This is a genomic window from Streptomyces chiangmaiensis, assembly GCF_036281785.1.
In the GTDB taxonomy this organism is placed as follows: Bacteria; Actinomycetota; Actinomycetes; order Streptomycetales; family Streptomycetaceae; genus Streptomyces; species Streptomyces chiangmaiensis.
Genome location: NZ_JAYWVC010000036.1, coordinates 25,711 through 51,273 on the forward strand (window position 1 = coordinate 25,711; position 25,563 = coordinate 51,273).

Sequence of the window (25,563 nt, forward strand, 5' to 3'; positions counted from 1 at the left end):
GACCAGGCGAGCACGGCAGCGGCGAGCGGGCCGGCAATGGACAGGTCGCGGCCTCCAGGTCGGCCCGGGGCGCATGGGCCCTGTTCCCGAGAGCTTCAACCCCGCTGTCCTCGATATCCGGATGGCCCGTATCCGCACCGTGCTACGGCGCAGCGCGCGACAGGACGCGGAGCACTACGTGGTAGGCGCAGCCGGGATCACCGTCGACCCGGTGCGGCGCGAGGTGCTGTGCGACGGCGAACCTTTCAGGTGCACGCCGGGCGAGTTCGCGATCCTCCTGGCCGTGATCTCCGAACCGGGGCGCGTGTTCTCGCGGCACCAGTTGCTGCAGTGCACCCGGGACGTCGACCGGGAGTCCACGGAGCGGGCGGTCGACGTGCACATCATGAACCTGCGCAAAAAGATCGAGGTCGACCCTCGCCGGCCTGTACGTCGGCTCACCGTCTCCGGCGTCGGCTACAAGGTGAGCGGGGGCCGCAGGTGACGGCGGACGGCATCGTCGAGGCCGATCGGGCCGAGACATCGCGCAGCCGACGGACGGGGGCAGCGGCCTCGGCCCGTCCATCGGCTGTCAGCTCGTCGCCGCGGACCGCCCGGACAGCCCCTACTGGGCGGCGGGAACGGGGAACAGCATGCAGCTGCTGGTGGCGTGGGCGAGCAGGCGGTCGTCGGAGTCGAACAGTTCCGCCTGGGCCAGGGCAGTGCGCCGGCCCTGGTTGAGGACGCTGCCGACGGCGCGCACCTTGCCCGTGTCGACGGTGATCGGACGCAGGAATTTCAGGTTCAGGTCGAGCGAGGTGTAGCCCATGCCTGCCGGGAGGACGGACTGCACGGCACAGCCGGCGGCGGAGTCGAGCAGGGTGGCGTAGACGCCGCCGTGGACGCTGCCGATGGGGTTGTAGTGCTCCTCCCCCGGTTCCAGGGCGAAGACGGCACTGCCGAACTCGACCTGCTCCAGGGTGAAGCCGAGGGTCGCGGCGATGGGAGGGCCGGGCAGGCGTCCACTGAGCACGCTCCGGAGGAAGTCGAGACCGCTCTGCTGCCCCACGGCGTCTGCGGAGACCCTCGGGTCCTGCCACTCGAACGTGCGCGACCTGCTCATGTACGTCCCCTCATCAGCTGCCTTTCAAGTTCGAAGCTAGCCATGCACACACCTGGATGTCAATGTCGTAGCCAGCCTACGATGGCTCCATGACCTGGCTTGAGACCAGCACCGAGAACTGCACGGTGCAGCGCACTCTCGACCTGATCGGCGAGAAGTGGTCGCTGCTGGTGCTGCGCGACGCCATGAACGGCGTGCACCGCTTCGAGGACTTCCGCCGGCACGTGGGCCTCTCCGAGGCAGTGCTTGCCGACCGGCTGCGCAAGCTGGTTGCCGCCGGAATCCTGGAGACCGTCCCCTATCGCGAGCCGGGCCACCGCACGCGCCACGAGTACCGGCTCACCCGCAAGGGCTGGGACCTGTGGCCCGTCATGATCGCGCTCAAGCAGTGGGGCGACCACTACACAGCGGACCCGGAGGGGCCACCCCTGGAGGTCCGGCACCGTGACTGCGGTGAACCACTGGAAGCCGTCATCGTCTGCAGGGGCGATCACGACGGGCCTCTCACCCCCTGGCAGGCCTACACCCGGCCGGGCGCCTCGGCACATTCCGCCACCTGACCGATCGGGGGTTGCCGCTTTCGCCACGGCGGCGCCTGACCGCACCTGGCACGGCCACTCAGCGCCCGATACGTCCCGATAAGGTGCTCTTTGTGATCAGGACAGGAAGGCTCCGACGTCGTCGCCCTCCGCGCGCGAGGCAGCGGGTATCCGCGCTGCTGTCTCCGGTGATCGTCACCCTCCTCATCGCGAGCCTTGCGTTCTCCACGCCGAGGGAGATCGCCTTCAGCCGTCTGTTGCCGGCGGCGCCCGCCCTCGCCGCCTCGGTGTGGTCCGTGTTGGGGACGGTTCTTCTCGGGGTCTTCTGTCTGATGCTCATGATCGGACTCAGCTTCCTCTACTCCGATCTCGGAACGCCGTACACGGGCGCTGCGATCGTCGCCGTCACCTTGGCGGCCGCCTATGCGAGCCATCTGCGGCTCCAGAGGGAGGAGACACTCATTCAGGTCCGGCTCGTCGCCGACGCGGCCCAGCAGGTCCTCCTGCGCCCCCTCCCGCGACGCATCCGGGACGTCGCGATCGAGTCGCTCTATCTGGCGGCCCAGGAGCAGGCCCGGATCGGAGGCGACTTCTACGAGGCGGCCGAGACGCCCTACGGGGTCCGGTTGCTCATCGGTGATGTACGCGGCAAGGGACTGTCCGCGGTGGGGGCCGCCTCGGCGCTGATCAACTGCTTCAGGGAGAACGCCTACGACCAGCCCGATCTCCGGGGCATCATCCACCGCCTCGAGACGAGCATCGCCCGCCACACTGCCGCGTTCCCCACCCAGAACCTGCCGGAGCACTTCGCCACCGCGCTCGTCGCCGAGATCCCCTACGGCAGCGGGTTCGTCAGAATCCTGAACTGCGGGCATCCCCCACCGCTGCTCGTGCACCACGAGGAGATCCACATCGCCGAGCCGACCGGCGTGTCGCCACCCCTCAACCTGGCGCCGCTTCTCGGAGACCGCTACTACGTCGACACCATCGCCTTCACCCCGGGCGATCAATTGCTGCTGTACACCGACGGCGTGACGGAGGCTCGGAACCGCGACGGAGAGTTCTTCCCACTGCCGGACTGGCTGCGACAGCACAGTCGAATGCCGCCCCGCGAGCTGCTGGACCGGCTTCACCGGGACCTGCTCGACTACAGCGGCGGAAGGCTCGATGACGACATCGCGGCCCTCGCCCTGCGGTGCCTGCACACCCAGGCGCAGGAGCGTCCCACGTAGGTGGCCCCCTGCGTGCGCCTCATGTGGGCGCTCGGAGCACGAACGCGGCACCGGCAACCAGCCCTGCGAAGGCGAACCGCTTGCCGGAGCCGCCCCGCCATCCCACCGGAGACATCGCGCCGGTGCAGGCTCACGCGACTCGAACGCCGGCCGACGGTTGCCGGTTCGCCCGCACTTCGGACCCCTAGGCTCGGGTCGACGTTCAGTCCGGTTTGCGCCACGTCAGTTCCGCCGTGCGGTCCGCGCCCCACATGTGGACGGGGGCTACCAGGCCGAGCTTCAGCAGTGCGTCGTCGAAGGTCACCCTCCGCACCTGGGGACGCCCGACCCAGTCGGGGAAGAGGCTGGTCGTGACGTGGTGCCTGACAGTGGTCGGGTCCACGACTTCGAACGGGCCGCCATAGGCGATATAGGTCACCGCCGCCCGGGCCAAGGCCTCCGGCGGAGTGTCCTCGAGACGTTCGGATCCCGTGGCCGGACGATCTCTGCGGCTCAGCTGGGCGGACATGTAGCCCTCGGCGGTGTAGACGATCAGCCCGTGGGGTGTGGGGCCCAGCGGGTGGATGACTCGCCCGTCCGTGCCGGTCGCGGTGTACGACACGAGTGTCCATGCACCGAGCAGCCGTTCGCGCACCGCCTCGGCGGCTGCGCGTTCACTGCCCGCATCCGTTCGGTAGGAGGTTGTCATGAGGGTGTTCCCTTCTTCCGTGTGTTCGCAGATCCGGCTCTTCCAAGGTGTCGCTGCCGGGGGTGCGGCGCCCTCGTCGGCGAGACGGACGGCTCGGTCGACCTCGGCTCGACCGCCGAAGGCGAACTCGGGCTCGATCAGCTCTCCGGTGGCGGGGTTGAGCGCCATCATGGTCCCCGCCGAGGCGGGCAGGGTGGCAGCGCCTATGAGGAGTTCTCCGGTCAGAGTCATGCCGTGCCACCCTCGAGGGCGGCAACGACTTCTGCCGTGGTGAGGATGGCGTGGGCGAACGTGGGCCCGTTCAACTCGTGCGCGGCGTGCATCATCTCGGGGCGGAAGGCGGCCGTGGCGTCGCGGACCAACGTCACGTGGTAGCCCAGCTCCATGGCGAAGCGGCCCGTGGACTCGATGCAGGTGTTGGCGAGCAGGCCGACGACCACCACGTAGGTGATGCCGTGCTGCTTGAGCTCGAAGTCCAGGTCGGTGTCGGCGAACCCGCTCTGCCCCCAGTGCTCCTGGGCCACGACGTCACCCGGCCGCGGCTGGAAGTCGCTCTGGAACTCCCCGCCCCAGGTCAGGTCGTAGGTCTCGGACATGGTTTCTCCTCAGGTCCGGATGATGTGCGACATCCACAGAAAAGGATTACTCCCAACATCCAGCAAGTCAAATATCCGCAGTTCAAAAGCAATCTTCAGCCCATGTGTATGATGGACATCATCTATTTGCTCGGCGCCTGCGCCGTTTCTCGAGGGGAGGCCCGGCATGGGGCAATCACAGGCGGAGAAGGCGGCGTCGCGTGAACGGGTGCTGCGTATAGCGGCTCGCAAGGTGCGCGCGGAGGGCGTCACCCGCCCGGGCATCGCGGACCTCATGAAGGAAGCGGGACTGACCCATGGCGGCTTCTACAAGCACTTCGCCTCACGCGAGGACCTGATCACCCAGGCTGCGAGCCTGGCCCTGACCGAGGGCTCGGCGAAGATGGAGCGGGCCGCGCGGAAGAACGAGCAGGAGCCACGGACCGGCCTCATCGACGCCTACGTGGGTCAGCAGCACCGCAACTGGCCGGCCACGGGATGCGCCCTGGTCGTGCCGCCGCCGGCCGCAGCGAACAGCACTTCAAAGCGGCCTACGAAAAGCAGGTCCGCACCTACCTGGACCTGCTAGCCGGACTCGACAAGGAGTCCGAGGAGTCCCGTGCCGAGGCGATGCTCACCCTCAGCGCGCTGGTCGGTGCGGTACTCATGTCGCGGACCGTGGCAGACCCCGGCCTCTCCGACGAACTGCTCACCGACGTCGCCGACCAACTCGAGCGACGCGGGCCGCGGGCGTCCGCTCCCGCCTGAGGCACGGCCCGATGAGGCCGGCTCCAAGGAGGGCCGCACGCACAGGACATGACCGGTGACACTGCTTACGGCGCGATACGGAGCGCAGTGTCTGCAAGGTCACACCACACTATTCCGAGGGGCCCCTCATGTTACGCTGGGGGCATGAGCCAGCGAACTGTCCTGTCCGCGTCCCAGGCGTCGGCCAAGCCACTGCGCCGCGACGCGCAGCGCAACCGGGACGCGATCGTGGCCGCGGCCCGCAAGGCCTTCCCCGAACAGGGCCTGGGCGCCTCCCTGGAGGGTGTCGCCCGCGAGGCCGGCGTCGCGATCGGAACCCTATACCGGCACTTCCCCAGGCGTCTCGACCTGATCGAAGAGCTCTTCACTGCGAAGTTCACGGATCTGGTCGCCGCGGCCGAAGAGGCCGTAGCCATGGACGACGCCTGGCGGGGGTTCTGCCACTACCTGGAGAAGCTCTGCGAACTGCAGGCCTGTGACCGAGCCTTCAACGACCTGGTCTCGGCCCGGCTTCCCATCCACGCGATCAGCCGGAACATGGACGAGCGCGCAAGGGAACTGGGTGCTCAGATCGTCCGCAAGGCCCAGGAGCAGGGTGTGCTCCGCGACGACGTCACCTCGGAAGACCTCGCCTTCGTGATCTGGTCCCAGGCGGGGATCATCCGGGCCACCCGTACCGTGGCACCCACCGCCTGGCGCCGCCACATGCACCTGATGCTCGACGCCTTTCGCGCCGACTGTGCCCACGCACAACTACCTGAACCCCCGCTGACCCCCCGGCAGGTCGAGCAGACGCTGACCACGGTCGAGTGCCCCGAAGAAGAATGCGGCGAGTGCTGCGAGGAGACATGACCGCCACGGCGGATTCGGTCTCCAAGCGGATAGTAGGACTGCGTTAGGTCTGTCTTGATTTTGGTGCCTTGTGAGTCCCGCTGGGCCGGGGGCTGACGGCAGGTGGTGCAGATGCCGGTCCAGGCGTCAACTGCGGCCGAACACGGTTCACTTCATGTGCGTCCACACAGTTGACGTGCTTCTGAACAGACCCGTCAGGAAGACGTGACGGAGTCCTGGCAGGCCCTTGCCGACAAATGATCAGCCCGGTCGTGGTGGGTGGCGCGGCAATCGTCTTGCGGCAGCCGTACGGTCCGGCGATCCTGAACCGATGCCAGGGCAGCACAAGGGGAAACGGCAGCGGCACGACATGAGGCGGCGGGCCGTCGCTCGCTGCGCGGCCGACCGCGGGTCACTGGGAAGCAGTCAGGTCTGGGCCTTGAAGTGACCCCTGGCGTCTTTCCTGCGGAGCTGCACGGCGTGGAGAACAGAACACTGACCGCGGAAAGACCGTACGTCGCTACGTCGAGCCACGGAACCAGCCTCTCCGAGGCGCTTCCACCACCTGACGCTGAACGCTCGTCTCGAGGCGTGGGCGGACTTCGTCGAGGATGTCGAAGAAGGCGACACCGTGTGGGCTTGGGAGTTCCACAGCGACGTGGCCGATCGAGACTGGCTCCATGATGTTCGGCCGATCGTGATTGACCGGGTTCATCGGATTCACCGGCCCGAGTCCGATGCTCTCGACGGGCGGTTCCGAGCAACTACCGCGCCGATGAAGCCACTCGGCATGCGCCGGAGCGCCAGGGCCACACGGGAGAGGTGATGGCGGTTTCGCCACCCGCGGCGAGTGACAGAAGATCCAGCAGCTCCACTGCCTCCGACGTGGTCGCCGCCGCCGACGTACATCGGCTGATTCTGCCCACAGAACGGGCCCGGTGCCTGCGTCGGTCGCCGGACCCTCACGCCCAAGGGGCGCCATCATCCAGGGGAGGCCTTCAGCTTCCCGCCAGCAACTGCGCCAGCTCGCCGTCCAGGTCGACCCGGCTCGACTCCGCCCCCATCGGCACCAGAGACATCGTCTCACGCAGGAAGGATTCCACACCCTCTGCCGGGAGTTCGAGCAGAGCGGATCCGCGCGGCGAGCGAAGAGCAATGTAGAGCGTATCGCGTCCCGAGCCGCCGGCCGGCCACATCCGCACGTCTCCCTGCCCGGTGTGCTCACTCAGCGCCTGAGCCAACATCTCACGGCTGAAGAACCACTCGACCCTGCCGCTCCGGTCCACGGGGTAGAAGGCGGCACGCACGGCATAGGGATCATCCGCCTTATACCAAAGCCCTGCAAACATCGCCACCGACATGTCGTCTGACACGACGAACCGCACAGGCAGCTCGTGCGCCACGGTTCTGACCGATCTCACTGTTTCTCACTCCCAAACGCCCGCCGGCCCGGCACTCCGATCGCTCCCGCACTCTTCTTGGCAGGGCGGCACCACAGCGCGCCCAGAAGCATCGGAAGGTGAAGGCAGCACACACGGCTTCCGCGTGTACCCCGTTCGGCCGGGAAGCGAACTCATCGGCCTGGGCCAGGCCCCTGCCCGGCGGCGAGCGGCCTCGCGACGAGGCGAGGGCGCGACCCTCGGGCCATGTCCCTGCGACTCGTCAGCCGGACGGCAATGGTCTGCGGCCGCATCACAGATTGAACAGGGCCAGCTGGTCGAGGTACCAGCGTTCGGCACTGACGTAGTGCGAGGACGCGGTCTGGACCCCTCCGTGCTCCAGGTGGCTCCAGTCCGCGTGGAGGCCGTCACGTCCATGGCCGGCGTCGACGGCGGCGATCGAGGACTGGGCGTGCTCCACGGGTCCCGCAGTCGCCGCTGACGCCGAGCCGCCGGCGCCGAGAAGGGCTCCGCCCGCCATTGCGGCGGAAGCGAGAGCGATCGATGCGCGCTTGATCATCTTGTTCATGGTCTTTTCCTTGTCATTACCGGGGTTCCGCCGGCCGGGTGGCCGCCGTGATGCCCTGATCCGAGTTCTTCGGGTGCCGAGTTACGGTCCCCATCCGGAGGACCCCCTCACGTTCACCTCTGCCAGAGTACTCGAGGGGTGCCTCATGTTTGCGGTGAGGCTCATCACAGCACGTCGGAGGGGTTCGGCCGACACGAGCAGCGCGGCAGCAACAGAAGCAGCGTGAGTCCCACTCGGGCCCCGCTGACGGTCGTAGTCGCCCGGATGCCGTCGGTCACCTTCCATGGATGGCAAGGCCGCGCGGGCGGCAGCGGCGGTCGGCGGGCACAAGGGGCACGCGGCGGGCGCGTTCCCACCGCCCGGATCGACAGTGCCGGGGGAAGCGTCTCGGCGGCTCACTGACCGTCCGTGCGATGAACTCGCTCTACCAGGACGGGGATTACGTCTCGGCCGAGGGAGCGATGGTCGGCCTCCGCGTCCGCGACGAGGCTTGCGCCAGGGCATTGGTGCAGAGGACCGACTACGACATGCAGACCGACGGTCCGTACCCGGAGACCGGGTGCTTCGAGCCGCCCCACGGCCGATGAGCATGCGAACGCGATAACGACGTTCTTCCGTCGTCATCGGCCCGGCGCATCAGGGACTCAGCTGGAAGCGGCCCTGTGTGGCGGTGGTGCGGAAGCGGGAGCGGTAGGTGGTCGGGGCGACGCCGAGGGTGAGCTGGAACACCCGGCGCATGGTCTCCGCCGAGCCGAATCCCGCCTGCTCCGCGACGAGGTCGACCGAGTCGTTGCCCGCCTCGAGCAGCGCCTGGGCAGCCTCCAGGCGAACCGACTCGAGGTAATGGCCCGGCGTCAGGCCGACCTCACTGCGGAAGAGCCGGGTGAGATGCCGACTGCTCAGCCCGACCTGGCGGGCGAGGGCGTCCAGAGTGCACGCCGATCGGGGGTCGGCGGCCATCACGTTCATGGCCTGCCGCACCGCGGGATGCTGGGCCTCCCGCGGTGCCATCCGGACACTGAACTGTGACTGGCCTCCCGGGCGGGCCATGAAGACGACCAGGTGGCGGGCCACGCTGCGGGCGAGGTCGGATCCGTGGTCCTCCTCGACGAGCGCAAGTGACAGGTCGATACCTGCGGTGACGCCTGCCGAGGTGGCGATGTCGCCGTCCCGGACGAAGACCGGATCGTCCTGAACCTCCACCTTCGGGTAGGCGGTGGCCAGTTCGTGCGTGAGTTCCCAGTGCGTTGCCGCGCGGCGTCCGTCCAGCACCCCGGTCTCGGCGAGAACGAAGGCGCCGGCACAGACGGACGCAACGCGCCGGGACCTTCCGATCAGGGCGGTGGTGAGACCGACCAAGTCCCGGTCGCGGACAGCCCGTTGCCATGGCACGCAGCCGGGTACCACCAGAGTGCCGACGCGCTCCGGCAGGCTTTCGGCACCGCCGTCCACGCCGAGGCGCACTCCTGAGGAGGTGCGCACGTCCGCCCCTGTGGTGGACAGGATGCGCACGTCGTAGTGGGCGCCGTAGGCGTTGGCGGTGGTGAACACCTCAGCGGGACCCGTCACATCAAGCAACTGCACCTGGTCGAAGGCCATCACGGCAACCACGTGGGGCGCGGAGGCGCTCCGGTCTACTCCGGCCATGGGGAGTCCAGGATGGTGCGCACGAAGTCGCCACGTTGGAATCCGGGCACGTAGTGGGCGAGCACATCCGCCTTGACGTTGCCGAACGTGGTTTGAGGCTTGTTACGGATCCCGTCGGTGAAAGCCTGCAGGATGCGCGTCTTGAAGTCCGGGCGCGGGTGCAGGGCGACGATGGCGTCACGGTCAGCGTCCACGACGTCCCCATAGCCGATGCCGAGCACGTCGTACTCGACGCCCGCGGTCACCAGCGCGACCTCGGGCTCCATGAATTCCGGGATGCCGGGCGTCGTGTGCAGGGCGATGGCCGTCCACACACGTCGGACGCTGTCCTCCGACACACCGTGCGCCACGAGGAAGCGCCGCGCCTCGTCCGCGCTGTCGACCTCGAACCGGCGCCCGCTGCCGTGGAAGCGTTCGGACAGCCCGAGGTCGTGGAACATCGCACCGATGTAGAGCAGTTCCGGGTCGAAGCTCAGGTCGCGGTTGCGGCCCTGCAGGCATCCCCAGAAGTACACACGTCGCGAGTGGTGGTAGATGAGTTCACTGGTCGTATCGCGCACCAGTTCTGTCGCCTCGCGCGCGAGCTTCGTGTCCGGCAGGTTCACCCCGGCAACGGCGGTCAGGGGGTCGGTCATGGTCGTCACCTGGCCTTTCGCATCTTTGGTGGAGTCCGACGGGTCGCGCGTCGTCCGCTGATCCGTCGTGCTTCCAGCCTCCCGCCTCCTCGAATCCTCCGCCATGGCCGGACGGACGCGCTCCCCACAGATACGGACATCCACGTCGGAATGCGGCCCGGAACCGAGGTTGCATTCGATGTCATGCGCTATGGCGCGGCCACGGCCGCTTCGGTCGTATTGGTCCTGGGCATCATTGTGATCGCTCTTGTGGTGCCCGCCAGCATTCATCTGGCGTCCCTGCTCATCGCAGCGCCCCTCCTGACGGCGGCACTCTCGACGGCGTGGTGGACCCGCTGCGTGGCCGCCCTCTCCCTCGTGGCCGCGATGATCTGCGCCATCCACAACGGCCTCCTCGGCTCGGCCATCATGCCGATCCACGGAGCCGCCCCGCTGGCCGTCTCCGTGTTCCCGTCGTCTTCTGCCGGGCCCGAGAGCGCGCCCGGCGGGAGGCGAGTCAATTGCGGGCGATCTCCGAGGCGACACAGCATGTCGTCCTTCGGCCACTCCCCCACCGCATCGCACATCTGCGGATGGCCTCGGCGTACCGAGCCGCCGAGAACCTGGCCCGAGTCGGTGGTGACCTCTACGCCGTGGCGCGGACACCGTACGGCACTCGGCTCATCATCGGGGACGTCAGGGGCAAGGGCCTGCGGGCTCTCGACGATGCAGCGGCGCTGCTGGGGGCCTTCCGGGAGTCGGCACATCTGCACCCCGCACTTCCGGACCTGGCCGCGGCACTCGAGCGCAGTGTGCGCCGGCATGTGGCAGAGGCGAACGACACCGACGCCGATGCCGCGGAGCGCTTCGTCACCGCGCTGCTCGTGGAGTTCCCCGCGGAGGAGTGCGTCATGAGGACCGTCAGCTGCGGACACCCCCTGCCGCTTCTGCTGCGCGACGACCGGATCATCGCCCTGACCGGCCGCACTCCCGCGCCGACCCTCGGCCTGGCGAGCCTCGGCCCCACCGCCTACCGGCAGGACACCGTCGTGTGCGCCCCGCACGACGTCTTCCTGCTCTACACCGACGGTCTCGCCGAAGCCAGGGACGCTGCCGGCGCCTTCTACCCGCTCACGGACCGCGGCGTCCCCTGGCGCACGGCCCAAGGCGACCCGGAGGCGCTCCTCCAGCAGGTCCTCGACGACCTGATCCGCCACACGAGCGGCCGGCTCGACGACGATGTGGCGCTGGTGGCCGTCCAGTGTGCCCCGCCGCCTGAAGGCCCTGGTCAGGCAGTGGGAGCAGAAGGGGTCGCGATGGCGGGCCAGAGAGTGTCGACGACCCGGTCGGGCAGTTCGGCGCCGGCCTCACCGGTGCGCAGATAGTCCGCGAAGTAGCTTCCGAAGCACAGGGAGACGACGGTGTCCAGGTCGACGTCGTTCCGGATCTCGCCACGCTCCTGGAGTCGCCGCAGGACGTCCATGAGCTCCTCACATCGAGGCCGTACCGCATGCTCACGCAGCTGTTCGAGCAAGCCGGGAACGCGTTCGGACTCCGCCATGAAGTTGCCGGTCAGCGCCATCGCGGCCTTGTTGTGACAGCGCGGATCGAGGCGGCGCACGGCCTCACGGAACGCCTCGAGCGGCGGCAGCTCATCGAAGTCGACGACGGGATACGCCTCGCGCTGGGCGCGGAATCCATAAGCGAGAGCGTCGATGACCAAGTCGTACTTGTTGGCCCACCGGCGGTAGAGAGTAGGCCGGGTGACACCGGCGTCGGCGACGATGTCACCGATGGTCATCTGAGAGTAGCCATCGGCGGCCAAGCGCTTGCGCGTCGCCTGGATGAGCGCCTCCTCGATCGCCGGATCGCGCGGCCGACCGCCGGCTCGCGAAGGAGCCCCGCCACTCCCGCCCGGGCGGGAAGCCCCGTCGCCCTCGGCGTCGACGGCGCGGTCGTCCCTGCTCATCCGCCGGCCTCCCGAAGCTCGCATTCGCGTCGATTCATTACAGCTTCTCAGCGTAATGCAATGGCACGGATGCACAGGGCCGGGTCACGAAGCGAATTGACGATGGGTACGAGCGGACCCTCACTGAACTCCCTTGGCACACACCGTGACGGCTTCGACTATGACAAAAGGGGTACTCGTTGGTCTGTACGAACCCGAGGCGAGGAGCGGTACCGATGGCCGAGTACGAACGTTCACGCACCATGCCTGCGCTGCCCGAGCAGGTCTTCGACCAGGCCGCCGACATCGACCAGTTGGACAGCTGGCTGCCGAACGCCCTGCATGTGCACGTAGAGGAGCCGCCCGCCGTCACCGTGCACGACGATCACGGCGAGCAGGACACATCCGCGCTGCTCCGCGCCCGCCGGGACCAGATGCGGCTCGAGTGGGGCACCCGCGAAGAGAGCTACTACGCAGGGTGGCTCCAGGTGGCCGGCATCGGCAGCGGGGCCAGCGAAGTGACCGTCCACCTGTCGTTCTACGACGAACGCCACGATCCGGGCGAGCGGTCCGCACACGAGGCCCTCGACGCCAGCCTCCGCGATCTGCAGGAACGGGTGCGGCAACGGGTCGAGAACGCCGCCGGCTGACGGGCGGAACTCCGCGTGTCGCCGCCGGCCTCTCCACGTGCCCGTGGCGGCAAGTCGCGCCCCCGTGGCGTCGGGCCGGCACACGACGACCGGTCGGCCGAATTGACATGCCCCGAACGCAGGTTGGGTCGCGACGCCCTCAGGTGCCTGCTCATGACGCCTCCCTCGGATGACGTGCCCCTGTGGCGCGGAGGCCAGTTCGCGCTGCTCGTCAGCGCACGCGCCGTTTCCGTGTTGGGCAATGGCTTTGCACGAGTGGCACCGGCGTTCGCGGTGTTGTCTCTCCCAGGAGCGAACGCCGGCAGGTTGTCCTGGTACGGGGCCTGGCACTGTCCGGAGTGACCGTGGCCGCGATCGGCGCCGGCCGGGCTCTGGCGTTCGACGCCGCATCCTTCGTCGTGAGCGTGGCACTGACAACCCGGCTGCGCCTGGCCACGATTCGGCGCAGACACGTGTCGGGCTGGGCCGACCTGCGCAAGGGCCGACGAGAGTTTACCTCCCGACAGGGGCCTGCTTGCGGGGCCCGTCGCCGCCGCCGTGGGCACCAGTCGGGCACTGGCCGGCTGCGCGGCCTTGGTCGCCCTCGCCACCATGGCGGCCTTGCTCTCACCTCGGGTCCGCACGCTGGACGCCGGCGCCGAACCGGCGTCCGGCACGGCGGACGAAGCGGCGCCCGTACCGACGGTCACGGGTCATCAGGCCCACGAGGAGGCGCTCGACTGAAGACCTGACTCCGCCCCGCCTGCCTCATCAGGCCGTCGCACCCTCGGGCCGGGCACACCGTCGCGGCGCCGCCGGAAGTCGCACTCGATGTCCTCGCAGTTGTTCGCACAGATATCTGATGCGGCGTCATCGATCATATGGATGAGGCACATCGCCGTTGGTACACGCGTTCGCGCCGCAGGCATTCATGATGATGTTGGTACTGATGGGGGTGCTGCCGACCGGGTTACTTTTCGGTCTGGAGCCACTCGGAGGGAGTACGGGCTGGCTCACTTTCCGTGTCATGCAGTGGTCGGAGGTGGTCTTCGGGTTGAGGGTGAGCACGTTGCTGCTGCGATTCCGCTGTGCCGGCGTGGTGTCGGCCTTCGTGGTGGCGGCGAAAGGACTACCTCTGATGCGAGTGACCCGGACCATGTTCGCCTCCGCTGCAGTCGCCGCGGCCGTCGCGCTCTCCGCTCCCGCCGCGCATGCCGTGTCGCTGGCCAGCGGCGTGAAGGCCAGTGGCGACGCCCTGGCCATGGCCCAGACCCAGGACGGTGGCAGAGCGGACCACGGCGGCCGGTCGCACGGCCGACCCCACCACGAGAGCGGCGAGGAGGGCGGCGGCGGCGCGCCGGAGAACGCAACCGGCGGGGCCGAGGAAGAGGGCGGCCCCTCCGCCACGGCCGAGGGCGAAGACCAGGGCACCGAGGGCTGGCCGGGCGCCGCGGGTGGCGCTGCGCAGGCCCCGACCGGCGGTGTGAAGGCCGGTGGCGGCGCCCTGGCGATGGCCCAGACCCAGGACGGTGGCAGGGCGGACGACGACGGCGGCCGGTCGCACGGCCGACCCCACCGCGAGGGCGGCGAGGAGGGCGGCGCCGCGCAGTGGGGCGGCGGCGCGCAGGAGGACGCAACCGGCGGGTCAGCGGAAGAGGGCGACGCCTCCGCCACGGCCGAGGGCGGGGAAGAGGGCAGGCCGGGCGCCGGGCGTGGCGCTGCGCAGGCCCCGAGCGGTGCCGTAAAAGCCGGTGGCGGCGGGCTGGCGCAGTCCGGCAACGGTCTGGCCGCGGGTTCGGTGCTGTTGCTCGGCGGTCTCGGCGCGGGTGCGTACATGCTGCGGCGCCGTGGCGCGGCGGGCGCAGCGAGGGCCTGATCGGCGCTCGTCGGCTGACTGTGCGGTCTCGGGCGCCGTCACTCGCGAAGAGTGACGGCGCCCGCGACTGCGGCGTTGGGGCCGGCTACTGCCCGGCCTGCTGATGTCCTACCGCCGCCCCCGTTCATGAACAGGCCTTCACTGATGACCCTCTCCCAACCAGCCCCGCCGGATCAGCCGCGAAACAGGCCCGCGTCCCGTACTTTCAGCCGTGCCCTGTTGTTGTTGCCGGCGGCGGCTGTGGGGCTGGGCACCGTACTCATCCACCACTCGCTGGCGAGCCCGGCCGACCCCAAGCCGCCGACCCCGCCCGCGGCCTTCGCCCCGCCCGTGGTCGTGACCCCGCCGGCGCTCCCCGCCCCGTCAGGACCGGGGCCCCGTACGACGGCCGGCCCTGCGGCACAGCAGCTGCCGCGGTCGGCACCGAAGCGGATCGTGATTGCGCAGATCGGCGTCAACGCGCCGTTCTCGGAGATCTCCCTGGACGCCTCGGGACATCTGGTTCCGCCACCTGTGACCAACAAGAACCTGGTGGGCTGGTACAAGGGCGGAGTCTCCCCGGGCGAGCGGGGAACGTCGGTCGTGGTGGGTCACGTCGACACCAAGACGGGACCGGCGGTATTCGTGCTGCTGCGCACCCTGAAGCCGGGCAGCAGGCTGGACATCACCCGCGCGGACGGCGTCGTCACCACTTTCAAGGTCGACTCCGTCGAGACCTTCACCAAGGCGAAGTTCCCCGACAAGCGGGTCTACGCAGGCGCCACGACCCCTCAGCTGCGGTTGATCACCTGCGGTGGCACCTACAACCACAGCGCCCACGAATACGAATCCAACGTGGTGGTGTTCGCCCACCTCGCCTCGGTCAAGCACTCCTGAGCCATCGCCGTAGCTGAGCCGTTCACGCTCCCGCGTCGCTCACCAGCACCCTCTCCATCCGGCACTCCCCCTGCAACGGGAGCACTCACGTCACCAGGATTCGGGGTGGTCCCCGCCGTGATCATCATCTGGCTGCGCCGCCGGGTGTCCGAGAGTCCCCGATGGCTCGCCCAGAACAGGCGCGAAGACGAGGCACGCGAAGGCGGCCGGGCGCTGGTCGGCACTCCCGTCCTGGTGACCGCCGCGGACAAGGAGCGGCACGAGCCACCGGCGGAGGGCCGTCGGATTCGCGGTCATGACCATCGCCCTCGGCGTGCTGGCGACGGGCAGCCGGTTGCCCGGTGGAGCAGACGCCCATCTGCCCATGGTGCTGGTCGGGTTCGGGCTCTTCAACCTGTTCATGAACCTCGGTCCGAACGCCACGACGTTCGCTCTGCCCGCCGAGGTGTTCCCGTCGGAGATGCGTGCGGCCGGACACGGATTCGCCGCCGGGTGCGGCAAGCTGGGTGCGGCCCTGGGGACGTTCCTCTTCCCGGTGCTGATGGAAGGCATCGGTCAGGCCGCACTGCTCTATGCGGTGGCCGCGGCCTGCGCGTGCGGTTTCCTCATCACCCTCGCCTTCCGTGTCGAGCCACGTGGGTGCTCCCTCGATGGGCTGTCCGGCGTCCAGGCCACCAGGCTCGCACCCCTCGTCACTCCCCCGTGAACCGTCGGCTCACATCGTTCACGGGCGGCTCCGACCAGCGATCACCCGCGTCCACGGGCACCCCGCCGGGAGAGGAGTTCTCAGGGTGGGCGGTCTGCGCGGCGTCATCCAGGGGGCTGACATCGTCCGTGGGTCTCGGCCGCATGAAGAGAAGTTCTTCGAACGCGGCCATACCGAAGAGGAAGGCCATCATCAGTGCGGGCGCCAGAAGGGCAAACAGGATCACAGGACCTCCCCGTGGGTGGTCGGCCTGTGGGGCCTGGTGCAGTGGACCGGACTTCAGGATGCGGCCGAATGGCCTAATGCGCATGTCGAGCAGAGCCCCATGGGCTCTGGTCGATCGTGTTCAACATCGCCCCGGCCGGAGTGCTGCTCCGCCGTGCGGTCCTGCTACATGGCTGCCGTGGCGGGCTGCTCTTCCTGCCGCGATTCCTCGTCGTCCCGGTTGACGCACTGCGCCAGGCACCGGGTACGGGACAGGGCGAACACGCCGTAGGTGAGCAGGAGGAGGCCGAGGAACGCCGGAAGCAGCCACAGCCCTCGGCGCGGCGACTCCGCGAAGAGCGTGACACCCAGAATGAAACTGACGGAGGCGTCACCGAGCGTGAGGGCCGGCTGCGATGCGATCAGCGGGCCTCCCTGCATGGCGTATCCCAGCAGGAAGATGGAGAGCGATCCGGCGACCGCAAAGCCATAGGTCTGCCAGGCGAGAAGGAATCCCGTCGCCCCTTCTTCGGAGAGGATGGCCATGGCGGACTTGACCAGCGCCGCGGTGAGCGCGTTGCCGATCGCGGCCGCGGCTGCAAGGCAGGCCGCGCGCGCCAGACCCCGTGGGTGCCGTACTCCGACCAGGACGAGTGCGACACCGGCCCCGGCGATGGCCGCGAGCGTCGGTACCCACCAGACCCCCGGAATCTGAGAGCGCCCTCCGGAAGGGGATGCGGAGAACAGCCCGACGGCCAGCCCCACGAAAATGCACACCACGCAGAACCATGCCTTGCCCGACACCCGCACACGGAAGACCAGGCTGCCGGCCAGGAGGGCCAGCGGGAGCTCGAGGATGAAGACCGGCTGGACCACGGCCAGCCTGCCCACGTTCAGGGCCAGAGCCTGAAACAGCGCAGCGAAGACGACCCCGAGGATGCCGCCGAACCAGATGGGACTGTGCAGCAGGTGCCGGACGAGAGCGAGTCGCGCCGAGGAGTCGGGCACCTCCACCGCCGCACGCCGTTGCAGCACGGTTCCCACCGCGTTGCTGCCAGCAGCCAGGACGGCGAATACGACTGCCAGAATCATCCCGCACGCACCACTTCCACGTCCTGCGCTGCCCGCGCGGGTACAGCGTTACCGTTCTCGTTGCTGCTCATGTCGGGTATGCCTGGGCCTGTTCCACGATGACACCTCGCGGCGGTGGTTTCCAGCCCTGGCCTCTCCCCCTGCCTCAGCCGGCGGGGCGGCTGCCGCCGCGGGCAACCCTGAGGCTCTGGCGCCGCGAGGCGGGCGTGGGCGCGGCTTCGGCCGTCGAGGCCGGCGGCAGGAAGGCGCCCCTTGCAGCCGGAGCAGGCGCTCGTGGCTCTGATCGTCGCTGGTTCCGTCGCAGGTCAGGCTGTCGCCCGCGAGAGGCCGGCCCCGGCGGCGGTGCCTCCCGCAGGGACAGTGCCGCTCGACGAACGTGGAGCGCGGCAGGTCGGCCGGCGTGGCCGTGACTTGGCACTGGGCGGTGTCCGACCCGCGCCGGCCCCTGACCTCGTCTCCCTCAGGACGGCTTGCGGCACAGCAGGGCTGCGGGGCCCGTCGTGCTGCCCAGACGTGTGGTGAAGGCGATCCCAGCGGCGTACTCGTCGTCGGCACACTGACCCTTGAAGTCGCCGTAGGCGTAGTCGCCGCCGTCGGCGTCGGCCGGGCGATTGTCGGAGCGGTCGAACCAGACCGTCCGTCCCGTACCGCCCAGCGCGGTACGGGCGGGGACGCACAGGGCCGCCGACACCCGGCCACCGCGGCGGCTGTAGCCGATGAGGAACTGGCCGGAGGGGCACTGGAGCTTGGTGTAACCGGAGGCCCAGTCGCCGCCTTGAGGTACATGGCGTTCGTCGGTGACCACCGTCTGCTGGTTGCCTGCGGAACCCAGATCGCCGGCGGTGATGTCGGTACACAGGCCGCGTCCGGCGCTGTGGCTGAGGCCGATCAGCCGCAGACCGTCGGGGCAGGCGGCCTTGGCAGCGCCCGGGTCCCAGTCGCCGTCGGCGCGCACCCGAAGCGACTGGACCTGGTCGCCGTGGTCGGTGGCGAGCATGCGCCATGTGGGAACCGGGGCGACGGGCCCGGTGCGGGTCGGCGCGGTCCTGAGATGGTTCCAGGCGGCGCTGCGCCAGTCGGCCGGATCGAGGATGCCGTACCTGTGACCCTCGGTGTCGTAGCGCAGCAGGGACCAGTCGTCGTGGCCTTCCCAGCCGACCAGTGGCCAGTAGGCGAAGTCGGCGTCGTGATCGGCGAAGTAGTCGGTGATGTTGCCGAACCACGTGCGGGCGGCGGCCCCCGTCTCACCGGCTCCGATGCCGAACTCGCTGATCCACAACGGAGCGGTGAAGTGCCGGCCCTCCTCGGAAACGAAGAAGGCTTCGTCGGTGAGTGCTTGGAACAACTGCTCGCGGGACAGGTCCTGGTAGCGGGGATCGTGGGTTTCGCCGATGCCGGTGGCGCCGCTGTGGTGGGGGCCGGTGTACCCGTAGAAGTGAGCGGAGTAGACCAGTTTGTGGTTGGCCACGAGTGTGTGGGAGAGCGTGCGTGCGGGGGTGAGGGTGGGGCGGCCATGCGGTAGCCCGTCGACGGGCAGACCGGTCCAGTTGATCCCCTCGATGACGATGAGGAGATCGGGGTTCGCTTCGGTGAGGATACGGTCCGCGGCGAGTTGGGCGGCGGCGTACCAGTCGTGGTCTTCGCCCAGCCCCCAGTTGGGATCGTCCAGGACGTCGCGGCGAACTTCGTTGTAGAGGTCGGCGCCCACCACGCGGGGGTCCGCGGCATAGCGGCGCGCCATGAAAACCCAGTCGTCCGCCCATTGCCGGGTGGACTGACTGCTGTTCCATCGCTCGTTGCCGTCGATGCCGCAGCACCAGCGGGAGGTGTTGGTGTGGTTGTTGAGGATGACCGCGAAGTTTTCCTGGGTGAGGGCGGCCACGACGGCGTCGTAGATCTGCAGCGGGGTCTTGCCGCGCAACTGCGGGTTGGCGGTGACGGCGGCGTCGGGCACGGCGGCGGTTGTGTGGATCATCTCGTTGGAGAATGGCAACCGGATGCTGTTGATGCCGAGTTCACGGAAGTCGGCGAGGAGCTTGGGCAGGGGGACCCGGTCCAGGCCGAGGGGTATGCCGTAGGAATTCTGTCCGGCGTGGTGGTTGGCGGGGTCGGTGGTGCTTCCGCTACCCGTCCACGATCCCTGGGCGCCGTCCCAGTTGGCCGACCTCAGCCGGAAGCGATTGCCCGCGCCGTCGACGACGTAGCGGCCGCGGGTGGACAGCGGCGGTTGCCAGACGTCGGCCGCCGGAGCGGTGGAGCGCGCCGTCCGGGTCGCCGGCTCGGGGGCGACGGCGAACGCTCCCGGTGCCGTGGTCAGCAGGAGCAGGACCGCGGCGGATCCTGTCAGGTACTGGACAACTCTGGTCTGCATTCGGCCCTCGATGAACGAACGGTGGTGCGCGGACAGGACGGACGACTGGCCCGGACGGCAGAAGAGGCGGTTCGCGGGGCGTGCCCGCGCTTCCCGGCGGACGGTGGCCGTCAGTCTACGAAAGAACGGCCACCCTGTCGGCGACAGTGAGCCCGATGCCGCCCTATGGCCGAAAGGGGTGCCGGTAGGCGCGCCGGCCCGATGGTTTCTGCATGGCGACATCTCGCCGCGCCATCCCTCTCACATGGTTTCTGCATGGCGACATCTCGCCGCGCCATCGCTCTCACACTGCCCCGGGACCCCGAGGACGAAGCGGATAACCAGGGCACACGCGACATCACCTACGTCTATGTGCCTCACATCACGCCGGAATGTCACCCCTTGGGTCTCCTCCTCGGAAATATCAGGAGGCCCCCCTCAGGTTGGTGGTTGCATCGGCTGGGCTCATTGGAGGCAGATATGGACAACGGCCACATGGGGATGGCGAGGGGGCCGCGATGAGTCACCTGTCTCCTGAATTCCTCCGCAGCAGGCCCGATCGCCCCGTGGCCGCCACCGCGCCGCGCGAACCCTGGCGCCGTGCCGCATTCGTTCTCCTCGCGGTGGGCCTGGACCTGGCAGCCGCAGTGATGCTGTTGAGCCGGCACCTTCCGAACGCTCTGGCGGGAGTGCTTCTGGCCGGACTCGGCTGGTTCACCATCGGGCGCATCGCATCCTGGTACCCCGCGTCCACGCGCAACACCATCGAAGAATCGACACGCCGATGAGCCATGCAACCGACGGCAGCATGGCCACCGATTCCTTCATGAATTCCCGGAGGCCGGCTGCCGGCGCATCCCTGGGTCGCCCGTGGCGTGACGATCCACAAGAGCGGCGCAGGCGGCACACGGTCGAGTTGCTCGCGGTGTGCGCCCTGGCCCTGGTCCCCTGGACGGTCGTCCTTGGGATGACGCTGCCGTCCGACTACCAGGTCCACGCGTGGCGCACGACGTGGGTCGGCTTCGACATCCTGCTGCTCACAGCCTTGGGAGCCACAGCCGTCCTCGGCAAGCGCCGCCACCGGGCCGTGGTGATTCCCGCGCTCTCGAGCGCCGTCCTGCTGGTGTGCGACGCATGGTTCGATGTCTCGCTCGCCTTGGGCACACCGGCCGTCTGGGCCTCCGCCGCGCTCGCCGTCTTCGTCGAACTGCCCATGGCGGCCTTCCTGTTCCACCGCATGTACGGGCTGCTCGGCCGGCAGTGGACATCACAGCCGACCGGGGACACCGCGGGCGGCGAGGGGACGGACCTCATCGAGCGCGGTGAGCGCCCCTAGGGGGTGGCCGTCCGTCAGCTGTGCAGGGCGCAGCGGGGCGTGGGATCGGGCACCTCGAACGGCGCCAGGGTTCCGCCCGCCGCCGGAACCAGCACGAGCGTCAGCGCCCCCTTCCCCCACTCCGGCCGTACGTGGTCACGGGCGTGCACCGGTGCGGCCGGATCGTGCTCTGCCCGCCGGACGGCGTGCCGAGCACGGTCACCCGGTCGCCCGGGGTGAGAGTGAGGACATCGGCCACGGCGACCGTGCCGGTGAGGCGGTGCACGCCGGGGTGGACCACGGCCCTCCCGCCCCGCCGGGCCACGTGTTCGGCTGCGGCCAGGGCCGCCGCGCGGGAGGCCACGGCAGGACCGTACGCACGCTCTCCCGGTGCAGCGCAAGGCGCGTGAGGGCGCCCACTCGACCACGTCCCGCGCCGGCGCTTCCCGGCAGCCTCCATGGACGAGGCGCGGACGGGTCGGCCGCCGTGCGGGACACGCGGTGAACGGCGCTCGTCGGCGTCGCCCTCGGCGGCGACGCCGACGTACTCGCCGACCCGGCAGGTTCCATTAGGCGGTCTTGAGCTGGGCGGCGACCTTCACCACGCGCTCCGCCTGATGGCGGGCGGCGGTGCGAGTGGTGTCGTCGACCGGGTTCGTCCCCTGCCCGTCCACGTGCGAAGTGCCGTACGGATTGCCGTCCGTGAACTTGACCAGGTGCGTGAAGCCGGGGGCGACGACGATGCCGCCGAAGTGGTGAACGCTGGTGTAGAGCGCCTGCAGCGTCGTCTCCTGACCGGCGTGCGGCGTGGCGGAGGAGGTGAAGCCGCTGTAGACCTTGTCGGCCAACTTGCCCTGCGCCCACAGTCCGCCGAGGGTGTCGATGAACTGCTTGAGCTGGGACGAGAGGTTGCCGAAGCGGGTCGCGGAGCCGAACAGCACGGCGTCGGCCCACTCGATGTCCTCGGGGGCTGCCTCGGGGATGTCCGCGGTGGCGGCGTGGTTGGCCGCCCAGGCCGGGTTGGAGTCGATGGCTGCCTGTGGGGCCAGTTCGGCGGCCTTCAGGAGGCGGACCTCGGCGCCGGCCTTGACACCGGCGTCGCGCAACTCCTTGGCGATCTCGGTGATGGTGCCGGTGGAGGAGTAGTAGTAGACGATTGCAAGCTTGACGGGGGTGGCCACGGCGGCGATCTCCGTTTTCGTTCGTGAGGGGTGATGGGGGGTCCGTGTTGGCCATCCAGAGATAACCAACCGGTCGACCAGCTAGACGACCGGTCGAGTATTCGTCAAAGGCCGGGGCAGTGACCTGTCACACGGACGCGGGGCACGCATCACCGTGAACGACACCCGGAAGCCCGACGCAATCAAGCGGTGGCGCCGGACCGACCCGGATCGTTGGGGTGCGACTCCAGCGCCGTGACCGACGCAGTCATCCAGGGCCAGAGCGGCAGGGTGCCGAGGACCTTTTCGTAAAGCTCACCCTCGTCGGCGGCGCGCCACAGGCCGATGCTGCGCAGTTCCCCGACCGGGCGCCACAGCCGCACAAGGTGTCCGGCTGCGGCGAGCTCCCCGGCCCGTACCGCTTCCGCGGCGCGACGGCGATCGACTTCGGCCGGGCCGGTGCCCTCGGGGACCGTGGTGACGAGTGCGACCAGGAACTCCTTCATAACTCTTCTCCTATTCTATAGCCGACCGGTCGACTAAAGTAGGCGACCGGTCGCGTACGCGCAACGCGGATCAAGCCGGGCGAGGTCAGCCCATCAGTCCGGCGGCAACCGTCGCTCCCAGCTCCCAGCACGCCTCGATGTCGGACTTGCCCGGCTCACCCGTCACAGTCACCGCCTCGGCCACGCGCCGCCAGCCGAGCCCCGTGGTGATGGACTCGATCCCCCGTACCGCCCCGGTCACATCACTGCCGCCATGCACCCAGAAGCCGAATGGCCAGCCGCGCGTCTCGTCCAGGCACGGGTAGTAGATCTGGTCGAAGAAATGCTTGAGGGCTCCGGACATGTAGCCGAGATTCGCCGGAGTGCCCAGCAGACAGCCGTCGGCCGCCAGTACGTCCGACGCCGTCGCCGACAACGCCGCCCGCCGCACCACCCGCACACCCTCGATCTCCGGTGCCGTCGCACCGGAGAGCACGGCTTCGAACAACGCCTGGCAATTCGGCGAGGGGGTGTGATGCACGATCAGCAAGGTGGCCATACGGTGGAACCCTGCCGTGACGCTCCGTCTGTCGCAAGGCGGGAGCAAGCCCGCCCGGACCAGCCTCCGCTCGACCAGGGTCGTGCGCGCGGTTGCCCCTGCCGCCCGGTTCCGAGACGCGCACGGTCAGTCGGTACGGCGCTTCTGACGGAGCTTCGTCTCTCGGTGCGCGACGCACTCGTCGTGTCGGGCTCCCTTGCCCCTCACGTGCGCTCCGCCGGGGTGTCTCCCCCCGCACGTGCCGCATGGCGCTGCGCGCGCAGCGTCTCCAGGAGCCGGAGCCAGATCTCGCTCGCCGTGGGATAGCTGGGTACTACGTGCCACAGGGTGGACACAGGGATTCGGCCGACGATGGCCGTGGTCGCCGAGTGCACCAGTTCGGCGATGCCCGCGCCGACGAACGTCGCCCCGATCACGACGTCGTCGGCACGGTCGACGACGAGTTTGGCCCGGCCGCGGTAGTCCGGGCGCATGACCCAGGTTCCCGCGAGCGCACCGAGGTCGTATTCGACGACCTCGACGTCGGTGCCCGCCTCCCGTGCCTGCCGTTCGGTGACGCCCGCGCAGCCGACCTCCGGGGTGGTGAAGACGACTTGGGGCAGTCCGCTGTGTCCGGCCGCGGACGACGGCAGGTCCGAGGAGCCGCCGGCGCGTGCCGCGATCACCTCTCCGGCTATACGGGCTTGGTACTTGCCCATGTGGGTCAGCAGGGCGCGACCGCAGACGTCGCCGATGGCGTAGAGCCAGTCGCCGGACACCCCCCGCACAGCCTGGTGGTCGTCGACATCGAGGTAGCCGCCGGGAGACAGTCCGACGGTTTCCAGGCCGATGTCGACGGTGTTCGGGGTGCGACCGGCGGCCACCACGATCTCGTCCGCCTCCAGGATCGTGCCGTCGTCGAGGGTCACCCTCACCTCACCGCCGTGAATGCACCCCTGGCCGGTGTCCCGGGCATCGGAGCGCTGCACTTGGGAGATGGTGCGTCCCAGGTACAGCCGCACGCCACAGTCCTGCAGTTCCTCACCGACGAGAGCGCCCGCGAACGGTTCGGCGCGGGCTAGCAGGCGCGGCCCACGCTGGACGACGGACACCTCGGCGGCTCCCAGTCCGTGCAGCCAGGTGGCCGCCTCGCAGGCGACCACGCCGCCGCCGAGGATGACCACCCGGCGCGGCACTTCCTTCATGGTGGTGACATCGCGGGAGTTCCACGGCAGCGCGGCGCGCAGTCCGGGAACATCGGGTACGGCCGGGCAGGAACCGGTGTCGATGACCACGGCGTGTCGGGCCGTCAGCTCCCGGACCGGGCCGTCGCCCCGGCTGACGGCGATCCTCCGTTCACCGGTCAGCCGGCCGTATCCCCGCACCACGTCGATGCCGGCGCCCAGGGCCCATTTCACCTGGGAGGTGTCGTCCAGTCTGTTGATCACGACGTCGCGGCGGGCGAGCGCGTCGGGAGGCTCGAGCTGGGCCGTGACGCCGGGCAGGTGAGCGGCGGCGTCGACCACCTCGACGGGCCGGAGGAGAGCCTTGCTGGGCATGCATGCCCAGTAGGAGCATTCGCCGCCGACCAGAACGTTCTCCACGAGTACGGACGACAGGCCCGAGAACTGGCTCGCGTACAGGGCGGCGTTCTCGCCTGCGGCTGCCGCGCCGAGGACGATGACGTCCCATTCAGAGCGATCCGGGTCCACCGTCGCAGTCATGAAAACCTCCGCGATCGTCCTTCCGCCGGAATGGCGGTGCATGGAGTGCGGTGAGAGAGGATGCCGTGGCGTGGGCGACATGTGATCGTCCGAGCGCGGACAGTCGGCGCCAGTCGCTGTGGCCTTCCGTCAGGCTACGGTCTTCGGAGCTTTCTCGCCTGCTTCCCGGGGCATACGGGGCAGGCGCGAGGGAACGCCGCCCGGCGCCCCGATGACGCGGGCGGCGGACGGCGTTCCGCGCCTGGCCTGCTTATGCGGCAAGGCGCTCGGCGAGCTGCTTGGCCCTGGAGGCCGCCTCACCGAAGGCACGCTCACGGGAGGCCTCGTAGAGCGGGATCAGCTCGGCCATGGCGGGGTTGTGCGGGGCCATCGTGAGCTCCGGGACGATGAAGTGCAGGTCCAGCCCGAGAGTGTCGGCCAGGACGGCCTGCAGGTAGTTCTGCACGTACTCGAAGCCCTCCCTCGGCGTGCCCGGCGCATAGGAGCCGCCGCGGCTGGCGACGACCGTGACCGGGGTGCCCTTGGCGGAGACGGTCTCGCCTGCGGTGCGACCGACCAGGATCACGTTGTCCAGCCAGGCCTTGAGGGTCGAGGGGATCGCGAAGTTGTACATCGGGGCGCCGATCAGCACCGCGTCCGCCCGCTCCAGTTCCTCGATCAGCGCGATGCGCTCCGCGAAGGCGGCGGCCTGCTCCG

Annotated in this window: 30 protein-coding genes and 2 pseudogenes; 15 read left to right on the top strand and 17 right to left on the bottom strand. The window is 69.3% G+C overall.

What is annotated here, in order from left to right; all coding sequences use genetic code 11:
* Positions 1 to 121: 121 nt before the first annotated feature.
* Positions 122 to 484 (top strand): annotated as a pseudogene (locus VXC91_RS14135) (winged helix-turn-helix domain-containing protein); the annotation flags it as partial.
* 120 nt (positions 485 to 604) lie between these two features.
* Here VXC91_RS14135 and VXC91_RS14140 read toward each other — a convergent pair.
* Positions 605 to 1,102: a PaaI family thioesterase gene (locus tag VXC91_RS14140; RefSeq protein WP_329507517.1), complete on the bottom strand. Its 498-nt coding sequence runs from the start codon at positions 1,100 to 1,102 to the stop codon at positions 605 to 607.
* Positions 1,103 to 1,191: 89 nt separating this feature from the next.
* Between VXC91_RS14140 and VXC91_RS14145 the strand changes: the two genes are divergently transcribed.
* Positions 1,192 to 1,662 (top strand): winged helix-turn-helix transcriptional regulator, encoded by a 471-nt coding sequence (locus tag VXC91_RS14145; RefSeq protein WP_329507518.1) that lies wholly within the window; start codon positions 1,192 to 1,194, stop codon positions 1,660 to 1,662.
* Between the two features lie 167 nt (positions 1,663 to 1,829).
* Complete coding sequence (locus VXC91_RS14150; protein WP_329507519.1) at positions 1,830 to 2,873, top strand: PP2C family protein-serine/threonine phosphatase; 1,044 nt, start codon at positions 1,830 to 1,832, stop codon at positions 2,871 to 2,873.
* Between the two features lie 202 nt (positions 2,874 to 3,075).
* Here the strand turns inward: VXC91_RS14150 and VXC91_RS14155 are convergent, their stop codons facing one another.
* Positions 3,076 to 3,792 carry a lipocalin-like domain-containing protein gene (locus tag VXC91_RS14155; protein WP_329507520.1) on the bottom strand — a complete coding sequence of 239 codons (717 nt, stop codon included), beginning with the start codon at positions 3,790 to 3,792 and terminating at the stop codon, positions 3,076 to 3,078.
* Entirely contained in the window at positions 3,789 to 4,157 is a 369-nt protein-coding gene (locus VXC91_RS14160; RefSeq protein ID WP_329507521.1) for a cysteine hydrolase, read from the bottom strand. The genes VXC91_RS14155 and VXC91_RS14160 overlap by 4 nt, the downstream gene beginning before the upstream one ends.
* Positions 4,158 to 4,323: 166 nt before the next feature.
* Here VXC91_RS14160 and VXC91_RS14165 point away from each other — a divergent pair, with 166 nt between their 5' ends.
* From VXC91_RS14165 to VXC91_RS14175, 3 genes are all read left to right on the top strand, one after another.
* Positions 4,324 to 4,725: a TetR/AcrR family transcriptional regulator gene (locus VXC91_RS14165; protein ID WP_329507522.1), complete on the top strand. Its 402-nt coding sequence runs from the start codon at positions 4,324 to 4,326 to the stop codon at positions 4,723 to 4,725.
* A gap of 41 nt (positions 4,726 to 4,766) precedes the next feature.
* The gene (locus tag VXC91_RS14170) at positions 4,767 to 4,904 is read left to right on the top strand and encodes a hypothetical protein (protein ID WP_329507523.1); all 138 of its coding nucleotides are present in this window, start codon (positions 4,767 to 4,769) and stop codon (positions 4,902 to 4,904) included.
* A gap of 144 nt (positions 4,905 to 5,048) precedes the next feature.
* Positions 5,049 to 5,756 (top strand): TetR/AcrR family transcriptional regulator, encoded by a 708-nt coding sequence (locus tag VXC91_RS14175; RefSeq protein ID WP_329507524.1) that lies wholly within the window; start codon positions 5,049 to 5,051, stop codon positions 5,754 to 5,756.
* 977 nt (positions 5,757 to 6,733) lie between these two features.
* Here VXC91_RS14175 and VXC91_RS14180 read toward each other — a convergent pair.
* Positions 6,734 to 7,138: an SsgA family sporulation/cell division regulator gene (locus VXC91_RS14180; RefSeq protein ID WP_329507525.1), complete on the bottom strand. Its 405-nt coding sequence runs from the start codon at positions 7,136 to 7,138 to the stop codon at positions 6,734 to 6,736.
* Positions 7,139 to 7,427: 289 nt separating this feature from the next.
* Entirely contained in the window at positions 7,428 to 7,703 is a 276-nt protein-coding gene (locus VXC91_RS14185) for a hypothetical protein (protein WP_329507526.1), read from the bottom strand.
* 413 nt (positions 7,704 to 8,116) lie between these two features.
* Here VXC91_RS14185 and VXC91_RS14190 point away from each other — a divergent pair, with 413 nt between their 5' ends.
* Positions 8,117 to 8,290, top strand: coding sequence for a hypothetical protein (locus VXC91_RS14190; protein ID WP_329507527.1), 174 nt, complete (start codon positions 8,117 to 8,119; stop codon positions 8,288 to 8,290).
* 49 nt (positions 8,291 to 8,339) lie between these two features.
* On the opposite strand, the gene VXC91_RS14195 is transcribed toward VXC91_RS14190, so the two are convergent.
* Both VXC91_RS14195 and VXC91_RS14200 read right to left on the bottom strand, forming a co-directional pair.
* A complete protein-coding gene (locus VXC91_RS14195) occupies positions 8,340 to 9,350 on the bottom strand; it encodes a GlxA family transcriptional regulator (RefSeq protein ID WP_329507528.1) in 1,011 nt (336 codons plus the stop codon).
* Positions 9,338 to 9,985 carry an HD domain-containing protein gene (locus VXC91_RS14200; RefSeq protein WP_329507530.1) on the bottom strand — a complete coding sequence of 216 codons (648 nt, stop codon included), beginning with the start codon at positions 9,983 to 9,985 and terminating at the stop codon, positions 9,338 to 9,340. The genes VXC91_RS14195 and VXC91_RS14200 overlap by 13 nt, the downstream gene beginning before the upstream one ends.
* Before the next feature lie 500 nt (positions 9,986 to 10,485).
* Here VXC91_RS14200 and VXC91_RS14205 point away from each other — a divergent pair, with 500 nt between their 5' ends.
* Positions 10,486 to 11,349 carry a PP2C family protein-serine/threonine phosphatase gene (locus VXC91_RS14205; protein WP_329507531.1) on the top strand — a complete coding sequence of 288 codons (864 nt, stop codon included), beginning with the start codon at positions 10,486 to 10,488 and terminating at the stop codon, positions 11,347 to 11,349.
* On the opposite strand, the gene VXC91_RS14210 is transcribed toward VXC91_RS14205, so the two are convergent.
* A complete protein-coding gene (locus VXC91_RS14210) occupies positions 11,253 to 11,933 on the bottom strand; it encodes a TetR/AcrR family transcriptional regulator (RefSeq protein ID WP_329507532.1) in 681 nt (226 codons plus the stop codon). The genes VXC91_RS14205 and VXC91_RS14210 overlap by 97 nt on opposite strands.
* 215 nt (positions 11,934 to 12,148) lie before the next feature.
* Here VXC91_RS14210 and VXC91_RS14215 point away from each other — a divergent pair, with 215 nt between their 5' ends.
* From VXC91_RS14215 to VXC91_RS14235, 5 genes and pseudogenes are all read left to right on the top strand, one after another.
* Positions 12,149 to 12,562 carry an SRPBCC family protein gene (locus VXC91_RS14215; RefSeq protein ID WP_329507533.1) on the top strand — a complete coding sequence of 138 codons (414 nt, stop codon included), beginning with the start codon at positions 12,149 to 12,151 and terminating at the stop codon, positions 12,560 to 12,562.
* 537 nt (positions 12,563 to 13,099) lie between these two features.
* Complete coding sequence (locus VXC91_RS14220; protein ID WP_329507534.1) at positions 13,100 to 13,285, top strand: hypothetical protein; 186 nt, start codon at positions 13,100 to 13,102, stop codon at positions 13,283 to 13,285.
* 283 nt (positions 13,286 to 13,568) lie between these two features.
* The gene (locus tag VXC91_RS14225; protein ID WP_329507535.1) at positions 13,569 to 14,417 is read left to right on the top strand and encodes a hypothetical protein; all 849 of its coding nucleotides are present in this window, start codon (positions 13,569 to 13,571) and stop codon (positions 14,415 to 14,417) included.
* 144 nt (positions 14,418 to 14,561) lie between these two features.
* On the top strand, positions 14,562 to 15,293 hold the full coding sequence (locus VXC91_RS14230) for a class F sortase (RefSeq protein WP_329507536.1): 732 nt from the start codon (positions 14,562 to 14,564) through the stop codon (positions 15,291 to 15,293).
* A gap of 289 nt (positions 15,294 to 15,582) precedes the next feature.
* Positions 15,583 to 15,999, top strand: a pseudogene (locus VXC91_RS14235) (MFS transporter); the annotation flags it as partial.
* Here the strand turns inward: VXC91_RS14235 and VXC91_RS14240 are convergent.
* The 3 genes from VXC91_RS14240 to VXC91_RS14250 all read right to left on the bottom strand — a co-directional run bounded on the left by VXC91_RS14240 (position 15,986) and on the right by VXC91_RS14250 (position 19,666).
* Positions 15,986 to 16,225, bottom strand: coding sequence for a hypothetical protein (locus tag VXC91_RS14240; protein ID WP_329507537.1), 240 nt, complete (start codon positions 16,223 to 16,225; stop codon positions 15,986 to 15,988). The pseudogene VXC91_RS14235 and the gene VXC91_RS14240 sit on opposite strands and share 14 nt — an antisense overlap.
* A gap of 164 nt (positions 16,226 to 16,389) precedes the next feature.
* On the bottom strand, positions 16,390 to 17,295 hold the full coding sequence (locus VXC91_RS14245) for a DMT family transporter (RefSeq protein WP_329507538.1): 906 nt from the start codon (positions 17,293 to 17,295) through the stop codon (positions 16,390 to 16,392).
* Between the two features lie 460 nt (positions 17,296 to 17,755).
* Positions 17,756 to 19,666, bottom strand: a complete 1,911-nt coding sequence (locus VXC91_RS14250; protein WP_329507539.1) for a glycoside hydrolase family 5 protein — start codon at positions 19,664 to 19,666, stop codon at positions 17,756 to 17,758.
* A 545-nt stretch (positions 19,667 to 20,211) separates the two neighbouring features.
* Between VXC91_RS14250 and VXC91_RS14255 the strand changes: the two genes are divergently transcribed.
* Positions 20,212 to 20,433: a hypothetical protein gene (locus VXC91_RS14255; protein WP_329507540.1), complete on the top strand. Its 222-nt coding sequence runs from the start codon at positions 20,212 to 20,214 to the stop codon at positions 20,431 to 20,433.
* Positions 20,430 to 20,981, top strand: coding sequence for a hypothetical protein (locus tag VXC91_RS14260; protein WP_329507541.1), 552 nt, complete (start codon positions 20,430 to 20,432; stop codon positions 20,979 to 20,981). The genes VXC91_RS14255 and VXC91_RS14260 overlap by 4 nt, the downstream gene beginning before the upstream one ends.
* 100 nt (positions 20,982 to 21,081) lie before the next feature.
* On the opposite strand, the gene VXC91_RS14265 is transcribed toward VXC91_RS14260, so the two are convergent.
* From VXC91_RS14265 to VXC91_RS14290, 6 genes are all read right to left on the bottom strand, one after another.
* Positions 21,082 to 21,324: a hypothetical protein gene (locus tag VXC91_RS14265; RefSeq protein WP_329507542.1), complete on the bottom strand. Its 243-nt coding sequence runs from the start codon at positions 21,322 to 21,324 to the stop codon at positions 21,082 to 21,084.
* A gap of 205 nt (positions 21,325 to 21,529) precedes the next feature.
* A complete protein-coding gene (gene wrbA, locus VXC91_RS14270) occupies positions 21,530 to 22,141 on the bottom strand; it encodes an NAD(P)H:quinone oxidoreductase (protein WP_329507543.1) in 612 nt (203 codons plus the stop codon).
* 182 nt (positions 22,142 to 22,323) lie between these two features.
* Complete coding sequence (locus VXC91_RS14275; protein ID WP_329507544.1) at positions 22,324 to 22,626, bottom strand: muconolactone Delta-isomerase family protein; 303 nt, start codon at positions 22,624 to 22,626, stop codon at positions 22,324 to 22,326.
* An 85-nt stretch (positions 22,627 to 22,711) separates the two neighbouring features.
* The gene (locus VXC91_RS14280) at positions 22,712 to 23,164 is read right to left on the bottom strand and encodes a flavodoxin family protein (protein ID WP_329507545.1); all 453 of its coding nucleotides are present in this window, start codon (positions 23,162 to 23,164) and stop codon (positions 22,712 to 22,714) included.
* A gap of 203 nt (positions 23,165 to 23,367) precedes the next feature.
* Positions 23,368 to 24,867, bottom strand: a complete 1,500-nt coding sequence (locus VXC91_RS14285; RefSeq protein ID WP_329507546.1) for a dihydrolipoyl dehydrogenase family protein — start codon at positions 24,865 to 24,867, stop codon at positions 23,368 to 23,370.
* Between the two features lie 250 nt (positions 24,868 to 25,117).
* A partial coding sequence (locus VXC91_RS14290) for an NAD(P)H-dependent oxidoreductase (RefSeq protein ID WP_329507547.1) occupies positions 25,118 to 25,563 on the bottom strand: 446 nt, incomplete at its 5' end.